Origin of the sequence: Gaetbulibacter sp. PBL-D1 (assembly GCF_050509525.1) — a bacterium.
GTDB classification, from domain to species: Bacteria; Bacteroidota; Bacteroidia; order Flavobacteriales; family Flavobacteriaceae; genus Gaetbulibacter_B; species Gaetbulibacter_B jejuensis.
This window is the reverse complement of the sequence record NZ_JBNWKB010000011.1, coordinates 51,192-69,548: the sequence shown is the minus strand read 5'-3', so window position 1 is coordinate 69,548 and position 18,357 is coordinate 51,192. Positions and strand designations below refer to the sequence as shown.

Below are 18,357 nucleotides of genomic sequence, written 5' to 3'. Positions count from 1 at the left end.
TTATGCTGTTTTAATGAGTTTGTTAGTTAAATAATTAAATCGAATATACAATAAAATTGCTGCAGTTGTTAAACCTGCTAAAAGCCCTAACCAAATACCAAAACTCCCATAGACTTCTTCTTTCCCTAAAAAATAACTTATAGGAAATCCAATAACCCAATACGAAATAAAGGTAATTATAGTTGGTATTTTTACATCTTGCAAACCTCTTAAAGCACCTAAAACAACAACTTGAACACTATCACTTATTTGAAAAATTGCTGCTGCAATTAAAAGCGTTGACGCGATACTAACCACTTCGGTATTATCAACAAGGTTTACAGCATCGTCATAATCTACATACAGTTTAGGTAGATGATTGTGAAACAAAAAGAAGCAAATACCAAAGCAAATAGCAAGTATTGTTGCCAATAAAAATATAGAAATGGCGATTCTACGTAGTTCTAAAAAGTTATTCAAGCCCTTTTGGTTTCCTACTCTCACCATTGCAGCAACACTAAGTCCCATTGCTACCATAAATGTCATTGACGATAAGTTAAGTGCAATTTGGTTTGCCGCTTGTGGGTTTTTACCTAGTAAACCACTCAACCATATAGCAGCAGTAAAAATGGCTACTTCAAAAAACATTTGCATTGCGCTAGGTGTTCCTAAATTAATCAGTTTGTTAAGCATTAGTTTATCTAAAACAAAAAACTTGATATTAGTTACAAAAGCTTTAGATTTTTCTTTTTTACTCAACAATATCCAAATAAACGCCACCATTACAAATCGCGAAATCAATGTTCCATAAGCAGCTCCTACAATACCCAACTCAGGAAAACCAAATTTCCCAAAAATGAGCAAATAGTTAAAAACAACATTTACAATATTAGCTATCAATGTAGCATACATAGGATATTTTGTCATTGACAAACCATCACTAAACTGCTTAAATGCTTGAAAAACCACTAACGGAATTAAAGAAAAAGCAACCAAATCTAGATATGGAATTGCCAACTCAACGACCTCAATAGGTTGCTTCATTAAATACAAAAGCGGTTTTGCGAAAAACACCATTAAAAACAATGAAATACCTAGTATTGTACATAAAAACAATCCATGTTTAAAAGCCGATTTTCCATTTTTAAAATCATTGGCTGCATCAGCTTCAGCCACAAGAGGTGTAATGGCTGTTGAAAACCCAATACCTAAAGACATAGCAATAAACATAAAGCTATTACCAAGTGAAACTGCAGCCAACTCAGCAGTTCCTAATTGGCCAACCATAATGTTATCAATAAAACTTACAAAAGTATGTCCTAACATGCCCAACATTACAGGAGCAGCAAGTTTCCAGTTGTATTTGAATTCTTTAGTATAATTAGATAAAACCACTTATGCTTTTTTGAGGTTTCAAAGGTATGCCATAGAAAACTATATAAGAATTTTCAACTGAATATTTTTCAAAAAACCTTTATAAATATTGAATATCAAGCAATTATATAATCAGATTGTTAATAAGTTACTTTAGTATAATTTCTATAAATCAGTTAAAAGCAATATTTTTATCAAAGCTATTTTCAATGTAGATTTCAGTGTTTACTTGGTATATATTGAAAATAAAGAAACTTTTTTAGCTATTATTTTAGAGGGATTTAAAAATTAATGACGTTAAAAAACGTTTCAATAAAAAGAGGGTATTTCTACCCTCTTTTTTTTATGGCTTTAGCCTTGTTATAAATTAACATATTTTTAAAATCTGCCAATGCTAAGGTTTTGTAAATTGCTTAAAAGCACAAACAATGAAACACATTACCCTTAGTATCATTTTTCTTTACAGCTTATTTTCGTTTTCTCAATCATCAACTGAAAATGTTGTAGAACCTTTTTTAGAAGACATCGTATCTCAGTTTCCTAATGTTAGAGATTTAGCCATTTCTCCCAACGGAAAAGAAGCAGTATTTTCTGCACAAAGTTTTATGGGAGACATTTCTGCATTAATGATTGTTAGTAAAACTGACACGAAATGGAGTAACCCTGAAATCATCTCATTCTCTGGACAGTATTTTGACATCGAACCTTTTTTCTCAAATGATGGTCTTAAGTTATTTTTTGCATCGAACAGACCTGTGGACAACACATCTACAACTGTAAAAGATTTTGATATTTGGTATGTTGAACGTGCTTCTACTGAAGCTTCTTGGTCTGCTCCTATTAATTTAGGCGCTCCTGTAAATACTGAAATGGACGAGTTTTATCCTGTTGTTACAAATTCAAACAACCTATATTTTACATTAGATAATCCTTCTCTTAAAAGAAAAGACGACATATACATTAGCGAATTTAAAAATGGAGCATATACACAACCTAAACCTTTAAGTGACTCCATTAATTCTGAAGGTTATGAGTTTAATGCTTTTATAGCTCCTGATGAATCTTTTATAATCTATACTTGCTATAATCGTGATGATGGTTATGGTAGTGGTGATTTATATGTAAGCTACAGGCAAAAAAATGGCGAATGGAGTATTTCTAAAAACATGGGACAAAAAGTCAACTCCAACAAAATGGAATATTGCCCATTTGTTGATACTCAAAATGGCATTTTATACTTTACAAGCAAACGATTAAAAACGACTAGCTTTAAAGAAAAACAAAGTATTGAAGATCTAAAAACTATTTTTTATAACTATGAAAATGGCTTAAGTAGATTGTATAAAATCTCTATTACAAACCTTATCAAGAAATAATTTAATCTATTGATTTTTCTTTTAGGTTTATACTTGCTCACAAATGTCAGTTCGAGTGATTTTTTTGATAAAAAATCGTATCGAGAACCTTTTTAAGCATTAAATTCTTATTCTCGATATAAATTTTACTCATTTTTCAATCGTAAAATTCACTCGAATTGACAGAATTTTTAATGAATAACCTAAAACATCTCGTTTTTGATATTCTCTTTAGCTTCTCTGTATTCTTCAACAATATCAGTTACTATTTCAGCTACTGGTTTTATATCATGAATCAAGCCTGAAATTTGCCCAATTTCGAGTTCTCCTTCAATAAGGTCGCCTTCAAACATACCCTTTTTTGCTCTTGCTCTACCTAATAAGGTTTTCAACTCTTCAACCGTTGGTCCTTTTTTGTATAATTCCTGAACATCGTTATAAAACTTATTTTTCACTAATCGTACAGGAGCCAACTCTTTTAAGGTTAATTGCGTATCACCTTCTTTAGCATCAACAACAACATTTTTAAAGGCAGCATGTGCCGATGATTCTTCACTAGCCACAAATCGTGTTCCTATTTGAACACCATCTGCACCTAAAACCATAGCTGCAAGCATTGCTTTTCCTGTGGCAATACCACCTGCTGCTATTAAAGGAATTTGCAGTTGCTCTTTTACCATAGGTATTAAAGTAAGTGTAGTTGTTTCATCTCTTCCATTATGACCTCCAGCCTCAAATCCTTCTGCTACAATTGCATCCACTCCTGCATCTTGTGCCTTTAAAGCAAACTTTACACTACTCACCACATGCACAACAGTTATCCCTCTTTCTTGTAACCAAGAGGTCCAAGTTTTTGGATTTCCTGCTGAAGTGAATACAATCTTTACACCTTCTTCAACAATAATATCCATAATCTCTTCAATATTTGGATACAACATTGGCACATTAACACCAAATGGTTTATCAGTTGCTTTTTTACATTTTTGAATATGCTCACGTAATACTTCAGGATACATTGAACCTGCTCCTAAAAGTCCTAAAATACCTGAGTTACTAGCAGATGAAGCTAACCTCCAACCACTATTCCAAATCATTCCTGCCTGAACAATAGGATATTGAATATTGAACAGTTTGGTAATTCTGTTTGTCATTTATGATTTAATAAGTTTAAACGTTTTTGATGAGTCTCCAGATTGAAGTACTAACACATACACACCTGAAGCAATTTCAGAACAATCCATTTGTTCTACCGAGTTTGATAGTGTCTGTTCCAAAATTACATTCCCAACCATATCATACATTAAAAAATTAGCAGATTCAAATTGACTAGGAATATGTATATTTAAAAGGTCATTTACTGGGTTTGGAAAAAGTTTAAATTCAGCAATTTCCTGTTCTTGCATAGACAATGCTATGTTATAAGCTAAGGCTAAATCTGGAATTCCGTAGCCTAAAAAATTGTCTGGTGTGGTATATTGTGAAGCAGACATCCTTATGTACTGCATAATTTCGATATTTGAAGCATTAGGTAATGCTTGCCACAAACATACAGCTCCTCCAGCTAGAATTGGCGAACTTAATGACGTGCCATTATTAGTAATAATTTCATCATTTTCATTAACCACATAAGCTCCTAAACCTTGAGCTGCAACATCAGGTTTTTGTGTGGGTTGGATAGCACTTCCTTGAGAGCTAAAAAACGCATAATCTTCGTTACTATCAACTGCTCCAATAGATAATACGTTTGGCGAATCGGCAGGAGCACCAACAATTACCCAAGCATTACCACCAGAATTCCCAGCCGATGTAATTACCAACATTCCTTTTTCTGAAGCAATAGTTGCGCCTCTTGTAATAAATGCGGTTTGACCATCCATATCTTCGTTAGTGTAGCTGTAATTAGGATTATCATAAGTTGTATATCCTAAAGAAGTGTTTATGACATCAACACCTAAACTGTCAGCACGTTCAGCAGCTTCAACCCAATAACTTTCTTCAACAGGGTTTTCGCTTCCTGCATCTTCAGTTCTAAATAAATAATACGATGCATCTGGAGCAGTACCAACATACTCGTCTTGTACATAAGCTGCCATTGTACTCAACACTCTTGTACCATGAGTATTTGCTGTATAGGCATATACATTTTCTGTTCTGTCTACAAAATCATAACCATCCAATAAATCGCCATTATCTCTCAAGCGTTGAAAAGCTGACATGGTATTAACATTTGTAAAGCCTGCATCTAAAACCGCAACCAGCATACCTTCGCCAGTAAAATCATCTAAATGCAAATCATCTGCACTTATCATTTCTACTTGGTTTTGGGTATTTCCGTAGGTGAAATCGGTTAGTGTTTCTTCAATTTCAAATTTATCTTCATTTTCTGAAAATCTTCCACTTTCAGCATTCAAGCTTTTATCAGCGAAATCGATACTAACTACAAACTCTAAATCTAAAAGCATATTGATGTTTTCAACCGTTCCTCTAACATGAACAGCATTAAGCCATTTAGACTTTGCCATAACCGTAATTCCTGGTTGTGCTTTTAATGTGGTAATTTGGTTTTCATTTACAGGAACATCTCTGGCATCTATAACAACACTATGAGCGTTCTTTCGGTCTATTGCTCTTTGTGTAAGAATCGTTAACGGATTGCTTATTGCAGTTTCAACATTTTCCTTTTCTTCCAAATACACCCAAGCGTCTTCATCTTGCGCATATAACTGAAAGGCAAAAACTGTAAAAAGAAGTAAAAGTATTTTGTGTTTCATGCGTTGGCATTTGGGAGTATTGTAACTGCAATTTAAGAAATTACTCCTGAACCAACTAATTCATCATTTAAATACCATGCTACAAATTGACCTTCGGTAATTGCAGATTGTGCAGCTTCGAACTCAACGTAAAGTCCACCATCAACTTTATGTAAAATTGCTTCCTGTAAAGGTTGACGGTATCTAATACGCGCTTTCACTTTCATTGTTTCATCAACATTTAAAGCTAAATCTTCACGAATCCAATGCAATTCATCGTTATTGACAAAAAGTGCTTTTTTTAATAAACCAGGATGCGATTTTCCCTGACCTGTGTATATGATATTGTCATCAACATCTGTCTCAATTACAAATAATGGTTCAGCAGTACCACCAACAGCTAATCCTTTTCGTTGACCTTTAGTAAAATAATGTGCTCCTTGATGCTTCCCTACAACTTTTCCATCAGTAATAGAATACTCAATTTTTCGTGATAAATATTGTAGTTTTTCTTCTTCAGAATTAAACTCAGGAGTTTCTTGCTTATACACATCAATAGCTTGTGGTATCTCAACAATAACACCTTCTTTAGGTTTTAATTTTTGCTGAAGAAACTCAGGCAGTCTTACTTTACCAATAAAACATAATCCTTGAGAATCTTTTTTCTCAGCTGTTACCAAATCGAGTTTTGTTGCTATTTCCCTAACTTGTGGTTTTGTTAATTCACCTATAGGAAATAATGCTTTTGACAGCTGCTCTTGCGACAACTGACATAAGAAATAAGATTGGTCTTTATTACCATCAACACCAGCTAATAATTGATAAACTTCTTTACCATCTTTTTGAAGCGTTCCTTTTCTGCAATAATGACCAGTTGCCACATAATCTGCTCCTAAATCGAGAGCAATTTTCATGAAGACATCAAATTTTATCTCTCGGTTGCAGAGTACGTCAGGATTTGGCGTGCGTCCTTTTTGGTATTCATCAAACATATAGTCTACAATGCGCTCTTTATATTGCTCACTTAAATCTACTGTTTGAAAAGGTATACCTAATTTATCTGCTACCAACATAGCGTCATTGCTATCATCTAGCCAAGGACATTCATCAGAAATAGTTACTGAATCATCATGCCAGTTTTTCATAAACAAGCCAATAACCTCATAACCTTGCTCCTTTAATAAATAAGCCGCAACACTAGAATCAACACCACCTGAAAGTCCTACTATAACTCGTTTCACGATTTTCCTTTAAAATTTGATTTTGCGAAATTACAAAATAAAAAATGGCAACTCCACAAAGTTACCATTATAAAAAATTATGCTGTTTATAGTTTATAACTATTGTTGTTTAGGGTTTTTACTCGTTTTTGTAAAATTCTTTTCCTCAGTAAGTTTCCCATTGGTATAATACTTCCAAATACCATGTTTTTTACCACGCTTGTATTCCCCTTGAGCTAATAACTGTCCATCTGCATTATAGTATTTAGACAAGCCGTGTAATTCATCATTTTCATAACTAAATTCTTTAACTACAACTCCTTTTTCAGAATACCAAGTTGAAATGCCTTCTATTTTCCCGTTGACGTAGTTTGTTTTTTCTGCTATTTGTCCATTATCATATAGTACTTGCTTTTCGCCATGTAACTCGCCTTTATCATTATAATATTCAATAGACATGACAGCATCACTTTTATTATGGTAAAACACCCACTTACCTATAAAGAGTTTTCCGTTCATTTTGCCTTCACTAATAAGTTTACCTGTTGAAGCGAAAAATTTAACCTCAGCAATATTGTTGTTAGGGTTAAATGTTTTGGTAGCACTCAATACACTCTTTTTTTGTTTAAGCGTATAGTATTTAAAAACACCTACTTCCTTTCCATGCTCAAACTGTCCTTCATAACGAGGCTCGTTGGTTTTGTCAAAGTTCTTTTTCCAAACACCATGACGTTTCCCGTTATTATCGTATTGATTTATAGAATTTTGCGCAGATAAATTTGCATAAAAAAATGTTAAAATTATAACTGTTATAATATTTTGTTTAAACATTTTGTAAATTTGTTAAACAAACTGACGTTTGTATATGTTGAACATTAAAACTCAAAAAAATGAAAATTATTTCAAACATTTCAAAATTTGCCCTAATACTTTCTGTAGTATTTGCATTTCAATCTTGCAGTAGTGATGACGATAACAATGATGGAGGAACTCCTGAAGAGTTAAACATTGTTGAAACTGCGTTAACAGCACCAAACTTAAGTAGTCTTGTTGCTGCATTACAAGCTGCTGATGGTAACCTAGATGTAGTACTTTCTGGTAATGGACCATATACAGTACTTGCTCCAACAAACGATGCTTTTGCAAGCTTTTTATCAGATAATGGTTTTGCAAGCTTAGACGAAGTACCTACTGATGTTTTATCACAAATTTTATTGAATCATGTTATTTCAGCTGACGTAACTTCTACAGACCTGACAACTATGGGTTCTGGTTACACTTCAACAAATGCAGATGGTGTTGGAGGCAACAAGCTTAGTTTATATTTCAACACTTCTAGTGGTGTAACATTTAATGGTATATCTACAGTTACAACTCCAGATATTGACGCTTCAAACGGAACAGTTCATATTGTTGATGCTGTTATAGGACTACCAGATGTAGTTACTTTTGCAACAGCAGATCCAAATTTTTCAACTTTAGTTACTGCTTTAACAAGAGATGATTTAACATTTGACTACGTTACAACATTATCAACAGCTAACGGAACAGCTCCTGCTCCTTTTACTGTGTTTGCACCAACAAACGACGCCTTTGGTGACTTATTAGCCGAATTATCATTAAATAGCTTATCAGATATAGATGAACCAACTTTAAAAGCAACATTAGATCACCATGCAGTAGCTGGAGCTAATGTAAGATCAACAGCTTTAATGGACAACATGACAGTTAGCACATTAGGTGGAGATATTACAGCAAATGTTACTGGTGGAGCGACATTAACTGACATGAATGATAGAGTTAGCAACATTATTGCTTTAGATGTTCAAGCAACAAATGGAGTAATTCATGCCATAGATAAAGTAATATTACCTCCTCTATAATTAATAGTGATTGTATTAATTGATTAGTTTTAGTTAGCCAAAAAGCCTTTAAACAAAAATGTTTAAAGGCTTTTTTAGTTATTAATTAGATAATCTTAATTTACTTTCTTCCCTGTTGTTGGCGTTTTTGTTGTTCAGCTTGCTCCATCATTTCTTTCATTTTTCGTTGAAAACGACTTTCCTTTTTAGGTTGTTTCTTTTTCTCTTGAATTTTAGCCAACACTTTATCTTCATCAATGATAAAGTTTTTAATCACTAACATAATACCTATACTAATTAAGTTTGAAATAAAGTAATACAAACTCAATCCTGAAGCGTATTGGTTAAAAAATATCAGCATTAATAATGGTGAAAAATAAATCATGTATTTCATCATCTTTTGCATATCAGGCATACCTTCTTGAGTAGGTTGAGCTGCTACTTGCTGACCTGTAGTCATACGCATGTAGAAGAAAATTGCAATAGCTGCCAATATTGGGAACAAACTTACGTGATCACCATATAATGGGATATTAAAAGGAAGTTCAGCAATGATATCATAAGACGATAAATCATCAACCCAAAGGAATTTTTTCTGACGCAAATCAAAAGCTGTTGGGAAAAACATAAACAATGCATAAAACACAGGAATTTGCATTAAACCAGGTAAACAGCCACTCAATGGGCTTGCTCCTGCTCTTGTTTGCAAGCTCATAGTTTCTTGTTGTGCTTTTAATTTATTGTCTTTGTACTTTTCTCTTATTGCGTCTAATTCTGGCTTAAGAATTTTCATTTTTGCTTGTGACAAAAACTGCTTGTATTGTACAAATGATAATAAAATTTTAACCAAAATAGTCATCACAATAATAGCAATACCATAAGGTAAAAAGCTACTTAAAAATCCAAATAGAGGAATAAATACCGACTTGTTGATCCATCCAAAAATTCCCCATCCAAAAGGAATACTTTCTTCAAGATTTTGGTCGTAAGTCTTTAATACTTTACTATCAGTTGGTCCATAATAAAAACTCATGTTTTCATTAAGCTCTCCACCTTTTACTTGTAATGGTAACTTTGAAGCAAATGTTTTTGTAAACAACGTATCTACATCTTCATCTTCAACTAAATTCTTAGACGTTAATTTTACAGTTTTAAAAGGTGCATCAGATACTAAAATAGAACTGAAAAAGTGCTGTCTGTATGATAACCAGCTTACATCTTCAACATCTTCTTCGTCATCACCAGTTTGCGCCAACTTGTCTATTTTTTTACCATCATGCTGATAAGTTAATCGTGTGTAACGGTTTTCATACTGAATACTTCTATCATGTCTGTATCCATCAAGTTGCCAGTTTAAATCTATATTTTGAGAACCATTGATAACATCATTTAAACCTTGAGATTTAACTGTAAACCCAATCATGTAATCATCAGGTTTAAGCTCATAACGATATTCTAAAAACTTAGTTTCAGACACTTTTAATTTCATAGAAACTATAGTGTTTTCACCATTTTTAGTAACCGATGGTTGAAAATAAAGCTCTTTGGTATTTAGGGTTCTATTATCTGTTGTTCCAAAATTGATATTAAAATCAACATTATTCTTTTTTATTAAATGAATAGGAACAGAATCGTAATCGACAAAGTTTTTCAGCTTAACTTCTGACAAGTATCCACCTTTATTACTAAACTTTAAAGAAAACACATCAGTCTCAACAGCAGTTTCTCCATCAGTTGCTGAAGGCAACGTTGCTGCATAAGCAAAAGCGCCTAATTTTAATTTTAATGCCTCTAATTGTGTAGAGTCTTTTACTGAACTGTTTGAGTAGTCTTGAGCAGTTGTAGTTAATGTTGCCTCTTGTGCTTGTTGCTTTTTCTCAGCTTCAATTTGCTCTTGTTTTGCTTTTTCTTGTTCGGCTAACTCTTCTTCTGTTGGTTGGTTTTGCCAAAGCATGAATAATAATATTCCGAAAATAAGTATAAACCCAATAACGGAATTAACGTCTAATTTTTTTTCTTCCATAAGTATTTAGTTTCCCCAATTAAAGTTAGGAGTGGATGTCTTTTGGTGTATCAAAAAACTGTCCAATATTATTTTTGTGTCATACTGACACTTTTCTCGTCTTTTTTAAAGTTTAAAGCAGCTTTTACAAATGCTACAAATAAAGGATGCGGATTTGCAACAGTACTCTTATATTCAGGATGGTACTGCACACCAACAAACCAGCTATGTGAAGGAATTTCAACAATTTCAACCAAACCAGTTTCAGGGTTAAACCCTGTAGCTTTCATACCTGCGTCTTCAATTTGCGTTTTAAATGCGTTATTAAATTCATAACGATGTCTATGACGCTCTTTTACAGCATTTGAACCATACACTTGTTGTACAATACTACCATTTATTAGTTCGCAATCCCAAGCACCTAAACGCATAGTCCCACCTTTATCAGTAATATCTTTTTGAGATTCCATAAGGTCAATAACAGGATATTGCGTATGCTCATCCATTTCGGTTGAATTGGCATCTTTTAATCCAAGTACATTTCTAGAATACTCAATAACTGCCATTTGCATACCTAAGCAAATCCCAAGAAACGGAATATTATGCTCCCTCACATACCTAACCGCTTCAATTTTTCCTTCTATACCACGCTCTCCAAAACCAGGAGCAACTAATACTCCATCTAAATGTTGAAGTTTACCAGCAGCATTTTTTGGTGTTAAAAATTCTGAATGAACAGATTCTACATTTACTTTTACTTCATTTTCTGCTCCTGCATGAATGAAAGCTTCTAGTATTGATTTGTATGAATCTTGGAGTTCAACATACTTTCCAATAAGTCCAATAGTAACTTCTCCTTTTGGGTTTTTATGTCGGTTTAAAAACTGATTCCATTGTGTTAAATCTGGAGTATCACTTTCTAAATTTAATTTTTTAAGCACTACTTTATCCAAACCTTGTTCTAACATTAAGTTAGGCACATCGTAAATTGTTGATGCATCTATAGATTGAATAACAGCCTCTTCACGAACATTACAGAATAAAGCTAGTTTTCGTCTTAAATCTTCAGGTAACTCGTGTTCTGTTCTGCAAACTAAAATATCTGCTTGAACTCCACTTTCCATTAAGGTTTTTACACTATGCTGAGTAGGTTTTGTCTTTAACTCACCAGCTGCCGATAAAAATGGAATTAATGTTAAGTGAATAACGATAGCGTTGTCTTGACCTAAATCCCAACGTAATTGACGCACAGCTTCAATGTAAGGTAAGGATTCAATATCACCAACGGTTCCTCCTATTTCGGTAATAACAATATCGTAATCTCCTGATTTTCCTAAGATTTGAATACGTTCTTTAATTTCGTCTGTAATATGAGGAATAACCTGAACCGTTTTACCTAAAAACTCACCTCTACGTTCCTTTTCAATAACACTTTGATAAATTCGTCCAGTAGTAACGTTGTTTGACTGACTTGTAGGCACGTTTAAAAAACGCTCGTAGTGACCCAAATCTAAATCGGTTTCGGCACCATCATCGGTAACATAACATTCACCATGTTCATAAGGATTAAGAGTTCCTGGGTCAACGTTAATGTAAGGGTCTAATTTTTGGATTGTTGTTCTGTAACCTTGAGCCTGTAGTAATTTTGCCAATGAAGCAGCTATGATTCCTTTTCCTAAGGAAGAACTTACGCCTCCAGTTACAAAGATGTATTTTGTGTTTGTTGTCATGTTGCGCTTTTAAACGCAGGCAAATTTACAAAATTTTAATAGTTATTAGGTAGTGTTTTTGGTTTTAATTGCTATTAAAAATACAATATTATTACATACGTTCAGGAACATTAATTCCTAATAACCCAAACGCATTTTTAATGGTGTTACCAACTACCTTAGATAACTGTACTCTAAACTGTTTTTCGTTGTCATTATCAGCACCAAGTATAGATACATTTTGATAAAATGAATTGAACTCTTTCACTAAATCGTAAGTATAGTTAGCAATTAATGCAGGACTGTGTTGTTCTGCTGCGTTTTGAACCACTTCAGGAAACAGTTGAATTTGCTTTAGCAATTCTTTTTCCTTTTCATGTAAATCAACTGTAACTTTTGCAGACGTATCCACATCAGACTTTCTTAAAATAGACTGAATTCTTGCATAAGTATATTGAATAAATGGTCCTGTATTTCCTTGAAAATCGATAGATTCTTTAGGATCGAAAAGAATTCGCTTTTTTGGATCTACTTTAAGGATGTAATATTTTAAAGCACCAAGACCAATGGTTTTGTATAGTTCTTGTTTCTCTTCTTGAGTATAACCGTCTAACTTACCAAGTTCTTCTGAAATCTCTTCGGCAGTTTTGGCCATGTCTTCTACTAAGTCGTCAGCATCTACAACAGTACCTTCTCTACTTTTCATTTTTCCTGAAGGCAAATCGACCATACCATAGCTTAAATGGTATAAGTTTTTAGCCCAATCAAAACCTAATTTTTTGAGGATTAAAAACAGTACTTTAAAATGATAATCTTGCTCGTTACCTACAGTGTAAACCATTCCGCCAACATCAGGAAAATCTTTAATACGTTGAATAGCTGTACCAATGTCTTGTGTCATATATACTGCTGTACCATCACTACGAAGCACGATTTTTTCATCGAGTCCTTCATCGGTAAGGTCGCACCACACTGAGCCATCTTCTTTTTTAAAGAAAACTCCTGTTTTCAATCCTTCGGCAACAAATTCTTTACCTAATAAATAGGTTTGACTTTCATAATACAGTTTGTCAAAATCAACACCCAAGTTTTTATACGTAACATCAAATCCCTCATAAACCCAACCGTTCATTTTTTCCCAAAGCGCAACTGTTTCAGGATCTCCAGATTCCCATTTTTGAAGCATTTGCTGAGCTTCTACCAAAATAGGAGCTTGTTTTTTTGCATCTTCTTCAGTCTTTCCTTCTTCTACTAATTGCTGAATTTCGTTTTTATACTCTTGGTCAAACTTCACATAATAATTACCTACCAGCTTATCGCCTTTTAAGCCTGTGCTTTCAGGAGTTTCATTATTACCGTAACGTTTCCAAGCCAACATACTTTTACAAATATGAATACCTCTATCGTTTATAATTTGAGTCTTGTATACCTTTTTTCCAGATGCTTTTAAAATTTCGGCAACGCTATATCCTAACAAGTTATTTCTAATATGACCAAGGTGTAATGGTTTATTGGTATTTGGTGAAGAATACTCTACCATTATTGCATTGTCGCCTTCTTTTGGTGTTACCAATCCATAAGTGGCTTGATTAGAAATTTCGTTAAAGAAGTTAAGGTAGTAAGCATCATTAATTTCAACATTCAAAAAACCTTTAACTACATTAAATGCTTTTACCTCATCAACCTTTTCAACAAGATATTGACCTACAGCTTCTCCTATTTGCACAGGATTACCTTTTACAACACGCAACATAGGAAAAACAACAATTGTTATATCTCCAGCAAATTCCTTACGAGTAGCTTGGAATTCAACCGATTCTAAATTAGCGTTATACAATGAAGTTATAGCTTCTTGTACGTGCTTTGTCAATATATCTTGAAGACTCATTTGTAGTTAATTTTTAAGTGTGCAAAGATAGCATTTTTATTAAAATTTTAAGACCCAATGCCGCTTAAATACTTAATCTTAAAGCACAATACCGAAATCTAAATTTATATGGAATGTAAAAAGAGCGATTGACAATTTGCCATTGAAGTCTGCTTTTTAAAATATACTCTTATTTGAAAAAATAACAATCTTAAATTAAGAATGGTAATTTAATTAAGTTTTGTGAAGTTATAGCGTAGCGTTATCAAATTACTTCAAAATTCATTTTTAATACTAAAATTCTGACAATCAATATTTTAAATAAAAATTTGTTAATAACTTTAATTAACGTGCATTTCGTCGATAAAAGTGTAGTTTTTCTATGATTTTTTACCGTTCATCGAGTAGGAAAATTTTTAAAATTAAATAATATTCCTTTTATCTAATTTTTTGGTAGTAAAACCTAGAAATTAGCTTTTTATAACCCTTTTAAAGATTTTTGGAAAGCTATTAATCAAAGTCCCAATCGTTGATGATACCTATTTTTCAACCTTTAACAGGATTGTTATTGTGTTTTGTGTTTTTACTTTTCCTATCCCTCAAGGCAAGTTGGCGTCAAAGCAGCATTGCAATTTATAACACTAATTGTAGAAGATGAAACAGTTAATAACTTTAGCTGCTTTTTTTTCTGTGCTCTCTACTTTTGCTCAAAAAATAGAGAAGGATAGTCTTTTTATTCAATCAGAGATTGAACACCTAACTATTCAATTAGCTTACCAACCTCAGGATTCTGCAAAGGTTGAAACTTCCCTTTTATTAATTGAAAAGCTATACACTGTAAAAGACTACAAAAAAGCGTTATTGTTTATTGACCAAACTGAAAGGTTATCTGAAACTTTAAAATATAAAAGAGCAATTGCCGAAGCCAAATATTTTAAAGCCCTTATTTATTCAACAAAAAATGATTACTACAACGCAATTGATAGTTACAATAAGTCCAAGAGACTATTTAAAGAACTTGACGACACACTAGGTTATGCCAGAGTTAGTAATGGTATTGGTCTTATTGAAATTAAACGTGGAAACTATGCTGAAGGTCTTGAAAATGCTTTATTAGCTATTCAGGTTTTTGAACGCATGAACTTGAGAGAAGAACTTAGTTTAGCCTACAATAGTTTAGCCGAAGCTTACTACAATACAAACCAAATAGATAAAGCGCTTGAGTTTAATTTTAAAGCATTAAACGTTAGAACCCAACTACAAGACAATGCTGGAATTAAAAACTCAACCAAAAACATTGCTTTACTTTATTCTGAAAGAAAAGAACATAGAAAAGCCATTGAGTATTTTGAGAAAGTTTTAAATCTTTTAGATACTGAAAATGATAATGACTTAAGAGGCGAGATTTTACCTCGAATTGGTGAAGAATATTTACAGTTTAGAGAATATGAAAAAGCTGCAGAGTATTTACTTGAAGGATTAAAATACAACAGAAACACACAAAATGAAGATGGTCTAATTAGGTCATTAAACTCTATAGGTCATCTCAATTTAAAACAAAATAAGTTAAAACTTGCCCAAGCACAATTAGACGAAGCCTACAGTATTGCAAAAAATGGAGTTAACAAACATGAGCTTTTAAAAAACTACAAACTTCACAAAGAGCTAGACTCCATACAAAAGCAATATCAAAACGCATTTTTCTGGCAAGGAAAATATTATGACTTAAAAACTGAACTTGATAAAGAGAGTCAACCTAAAATACCTGTAATTACTACTCCTATTGCTGAAACCAATATTGACGAAGTGTTTACTAACGAGGTGAGTATTGAAAATGAAGCAATAAATAAAGAGAATGAAAAATCTATTAAACGATTAAAACTGCTAAGTTACGTCTTAGCTTTTGCTGTTTTAGTATCCTTACTTGTTTTAGTTATTTCTCACCTAAAGCATAGAAAACGTTTAGAGTACGCTAGAGAACTTGAAGAAAAAAACAAACAGATACAGTTACAAAACGAAGCTATATTAGAGCAAACACACCATTTAGAAGAGGTTAACAAGGTAAAAGATCGTTTGTTTTCTATAGTATCTCACGATTTAAAAGATTCGATTTCGTCCATTAAAGGATTTATTGATTTGCTTCGCGAAGACAGTCTTACCAAAGAAGAGTTTTATGAGCTTATCCCTGAGTTAAGTGAGAATGCTGACAATGCTTCTTTATTACTTTTTAACCTATTGAACTGGTCTAAATCCCAAATGCAAAACTTAGAGTCTAACCCTGAGTTATTCAACATCCAAGATGTATTCCACAATAAAATGGGATTAATAGAACAAAAGGTTGAACAAAAACGAATTGTTTTAATTGACGAGTCACAAAGAGATTTTGTTTATGCTGATAAGAGCATGATAGAAATTGTAATCCAAAATCTACTTACAAATGCTGTTAAGTTTAGTAGAATTGGTGATGCTATAACTGTTTCAAACAGAGACCAAAATGGTAAGTCCTTGATATGCGTAGAAGATACTGGAGTTGGTATTTCTCCAGAAAACTTAAACAAGCTATTTAAAAATAACAATACTTTTACTACAATAGGTACTAAAAACGAAAAAGGTACAGGATTAGGATTAACTATTTGCAAAGAACTAGTTGAACTTAATGATGGTAGAATTTGGGTTGAAAGTGTTCAAAATGTGGGAACTAAATTCTACGTTGAGCTTCCAAAAGTAAAATCAGCAGAATAATTAAGCTCTAGGTAAAAACACCTCAGCCATCATACAACGAGCACTTCCGCCTCCACAAGTTTCTATAGTTTCTAAAGAGCTAGAAATTATCTCACAATGCTTTTCTATTTTTGAAATTTGTGATGCTGTTAAACTATCATGAGCAGCTTTACTCATTATTAAATAAGGTGTATTGTTTGCTCCTTTTAATTGAAGCATGTTACCAGCAAACTGATGCATTTGAGACTCAGTAATTTCTATAATTTCTTTACCATCCGATTTTAGATGCTGAATAACATTTTTGCGTTCTTTTTTATCATCAATAGTATCCAAGCAAATCACAGCAAAGTTTTCAGCTAAACACATCATTACATTAGTATGGTAAATTGGTAATCGCTTACCACCTACAGTTTGGTTAGCGGTAAATACTACAGGAAAATAGTCAAAATCTTCACAAAACTCAATAAACAACTCTTCGTCTGCTCTAGGTGACAACGCGCAATAAGCTTTACCATTAGCTCTATCTAACAATAAACTTCCTGTTCCTTCAAGAAAAATGCCTTCATCTTCTGCACTTGTATAGTCAATAATATTTTCAATTTTGAAACCTTCGTTTTCAAGCCTAACAAATATCTCTTCGCGTCTTTCTTTTCTTCTGTTTTCTGCAAACATTGGATAAATTGCAACATCACCATTTTCATGAAAACTCACCCAGTTATTAGGAAAAATTGAGTCTGGAGTATCTGCTAACACATCATCTTGCTCAACAATTACATTAATGCCAACTTGCCTTAACTTTGCAACAAAAGCGTCAAACTCTTCTTGAGCTTTGGCATTAATCTCAGCGTTTTTAACATCTATAGTTTCTTGAAAATAATTGTTGACAGCTGTCTGTTCGTTCATCCTAAAGTTTATAGGACGAATCATTAAAATAGTATTCGTAATCTGTTGCATTATTGGTAAAAATTCTGCTGCAAAATTACTATTTTAAAATGTATTTTTCTCTAAAGACATCAATGAAGTATGTGTTAAAATTTACATTGAAATTCTTTTATTTTTCTCTTCATTAAGCCATATCAAAGCTTCTTCTCTTAGATAAAACATTTTCATTGTCCAGTTTTCATCATTATTCAAACTCAATATTGTTTTAGTAGCCATTTTACTACCAATTGAGTTCACAACAACTGCTACAGCAAAAACTTCTTTCAATTTTGAAATCTTACGTTGAACATCAAAAGTATAAGAGTAAGAATGAAGTTTGTTTACTAAAAGCGAAAATGGAGGCGTTAAATTTTCGAGTAAAAAATTATGATATTCTTCCATTAGTTTTTTGTCCATTTCAACACCTTCGTCAATAATTACCTCAGCTAAATGCTCATTGAGAATAATAATAGTGCCAAATGACAATTTGTGAGAAAGCTCTCTTTCTTGCATATTATTTTAGTTAATAAGGGATAGTTAAAAATAAAAAAAATCCTTGATTTTGCTAAGGTTTTGACAAAATAAATACACGATATT

General features: G+C 32.8%; 13 protein-coding genes. 3 read left to right on the top strand and 10 right to left on the bottom strand.

Annotated features, from left to right (window positions below; translation table 11 throughout):
* Entirely contained in the window at window positions 1-1,374 is a 1,374-nt protein-coding gene (locus ACQ0RB_RS10860) for an MATE family efflux transporter (protein ID WP_131508196.1), read from the bottom strand.
* Window positions 1,375-1,781: 407 nt separating this feature from the next.
* On the opposite strand from ACQ0RB_RS10860, the gene ACQ0RB_RS10855 reads away from it, so the two are divergent.
* A complete protein-coding gene (locus ACQ0RB_RS10855) occupies window positions 1,782-2,729 on the top strand; it encodes a hypothetical protein (RefSeq protein ID WP_430498399.1) in 948 nt (315 codons plus the stop codon).
* A 182-nt stretch (window positions 2,730-2,911) separates the two neighbouring features.
* Here the strand turns inward: ACQ0RB_RS10855 and ACQ0RB_RS10850 are convergent, their stop codons facing one another.
* The 4 genes from ACQ0RB_RS10850 to ACQ0RB_RS10835 form a co-directional block, all read right to left on the bottom strand.
* Window positions 2,912-3,859, bottom strand: coding sequence for an NAD(P)H-dependent flavin oxidoreductase (locus ACQ0RB_RS10850; RefSeq protein WP_430498397.1), 948 nt, complete (start codon window positions 3,857-3,859; stop codon window positions 2,912-2,914).
* Complete coding sequence (locus ACQ0RB_RS10845) at window positions 3,860-5,479, bottom strand: S8 family serine peptidase (protein WP_430498396.1); 1,620 nt, start codon at window positions 5,477-5,479, stop codon at window positions 3,860-3,862.
* A 32-nt stretch (window positions 5,480-5,511) separates the two neighbouring features.
* Window positions 5,512-6,699: a tRNA 2-thiouridine(34) synthase MnmA gene (mnmA, locus tag ACQ0RB_RS10840; RefSeq protein WP_418744787.1), complete on the bottom strand. Its 1,188-nt coding sequence runs from the start codon at window positions 6,697-6,699 to the stop codon at window positions 5,512-5,514.
* Window positions 6,700-6,798: 99 nt separating this feature from the next.
* Window positions 6,799-7,509, bottom strand: a complete 711-nt coding sequence (locus ACQ0RB_RS10835) for a toxin-antitoxin system YwqK family antitoxin (protein WP_129761395.1) — start codon at window positions 7,507-7,509, stop codon at window positions 6,799-6,801.
* A 59-nt stretch (window positions 7,510-7,568) separates the two neighbouring features.
* On the opposite strand from ACQ0RB_RS10835, the gene ACQ0RB_RS10830 reads away from it, so the two are divergent.
* Complete coding sequence (locus ACQ0RB_RS10830; protein WP_430498393.1) at window positions 7,569-8,561, top strand: fasciclin domain-containing protein; 993 nt, start codon at window positions 7,569-7,571, stop codon at window positions 8,559-8,561.
* Between the two features lie 100 nt (window positions 8,562-8,661).
* Here ACQ0RB_RS10830 and yidC read toward each other — a convergent pair whose 3' ends face one another.
* The 3 genes from yidC to argS all read right to left on the bottom strand — a co-directional run bounded on the left by yidC (window position 8,662) and on the right by argS (window position 14,139).
* Window positions 8,662-10,563, bottom strand: a complete 1,902-nt coding sequence (gene yidC / locus ACQ0RB_RS10825) for a membrane protein insertase YidC (RefSeq protein WP_131508184.1) — start codon at window positions 10,561-10,563, stop codon at window positions 8,662-8,664.
* A 68-nt stretch (window positions 10,564-10,631) separates the two neighbouring features.
* Complete coding sequence (locus ACQ0RB_RS10820) at window positions 10,632-12,272, bottom strand: CTP synthase (RefSeq protein WP_129761398.1); 1,641 nt, start codon at window positions 12,270-12,272, stop codon at window positions 10,632-10,634.
* Window positions 12,273-12,363: 91 nt separating this feature from the next.
* A complete protein-coding gene (gene argS / locus ACQ0RB_RS10815) occupies window positions 12,364-14,139 on the bottom strand; it encodes an arginine--tRNA ligase (protein ID WP_430498390.1) in 1,776 nt (591 codons plus the stop codon).
* Between the two features lie 633 nt (window positions 14,140-14,772).
* On the opposite strand from argS, the gene ACQ0RB_RS10810 reads away from it, so the two are divergent.
* A complete protein-coding gene (locus ACQ0RB_RS10810) occupies window positions 14,773-16,860 on the top strand; it encodes a tetratricopeptide repeat-containing sensor histidine kinase (RefSeq protein WP_430498388.1) in 2,088 nt (695 codons plus the stop codon).
* On the opposite strand, the gene ctlX is transcribed toward ACQ0RB_RS10810, so the two are convergent.
* Window positions 16,861-17,793 carry a citrulline utilization hydrolase CtlX gene (gene ctlX, locus ACQ0RB_RS10805; protein ID WP_430498386.1) on the bottom strand — a complete coding sequence of 311 codons (933 nt, stop codon included), beginning with the start codon at window positions 17,791-17,793 and terminating at the stop codon, window positions 16,861-16,863. It lies immediately after the preceding gene.
* An 81-nt stretch (window positions 17,794-17,874) separates the two neighbouring features.
* Window positions 17,875-18,273, bottom strand: coding sequence for a hypothetical protein (locus ACQ0RB_RS10800; protein ID WP_129761402.1), 399 nt, complete (start codon window positions 18,271-18,273; stop codon window positions 17,875-17,877).
* Window positions 18,274-18,357 lie beyond the last annotated feature (84 nt).

Excerpts from the sequence above, each read along its gene's own strand:
- ACQ0RB_RS10855 (WP_430498399.1), top strand. The coding sequence starts at position 1,782 with ATGAAACACATTACCCTTAGTATCATTTTTCTTTACAGCTTATTTTCG.
- ACQ0RB_RS10850 (WP_430498397.1), bottom strand. The coding sequence starts at position 3,859 with ATGACAAACAGAATTACCAAACTGTTCAATATTCAATATCCTATTGTT.
- ACQ0RB_RS10845 (WP_430498396.1), bottom strand. The coding sequence starts at position 5,479 with ATGAAACACAAAATACTTTTACTTCTTTTTACAGTTTTTGCCTTTCAG.
- ACQ0RB_RS10835 (WP_129761395.1), bottom strand. The coding sequence starts at position 7,509 with ATGTTTAAACAAAATATTATAACAGTTATAATTTTAACATTTTTTTAT.
- ACQ0RB_RS10830 (WP_430498393.1), top strand. The coding sequence starts at position 7,569 with ATGAAAATTATTTCAAACATTTCAAAATTTGCCCTAATACTTTCTGTA.
- yidC (WP_131508184.1), bottom strand. The coding sequence starts at position 10,563 with ATGGAAGAAAAAAAATTAGACGTTAATTCCGTTATTGGGTTTATACTT.
- ACQ0RB_RS10820 (WP_129761398.1), bottom strand. The coding sequence starts at position 12,272 with ATGACAACAAACACAAAATACATCTTTGTAACTGGAGGCGTAAGTTCT.
- argS (WP_430498390.1), bottom strand. The coding sequence starts at position 14,139 with ATGAGTCTTCAAGATATATTGACAAAGCACGTACAAGAAGCTATAACT.
- ACQ0RB_RS10810 (WP_430498388.1), top strand. The coding sequence starts at position 14,773 with ATGAAACAGTTAATAACTTTAGCTGCTTTTTTTTCTGTGCTCTCTACT.
- ctlX (WP_430498386.1), bottom strand. The coding sequence starts at position 17,793 with ATGCAACAGATTACGAATACTATTTTAATGATTCGTCCTATAAACTTT.
- ACQ0RB_RS10800 (WP_129761402.1), bottom strand. The coding sequence starts at position 18,273 with ATGCAAGAAAGAGAGCTTTCTCACAAATTGTCATTTGGCACTATTATT.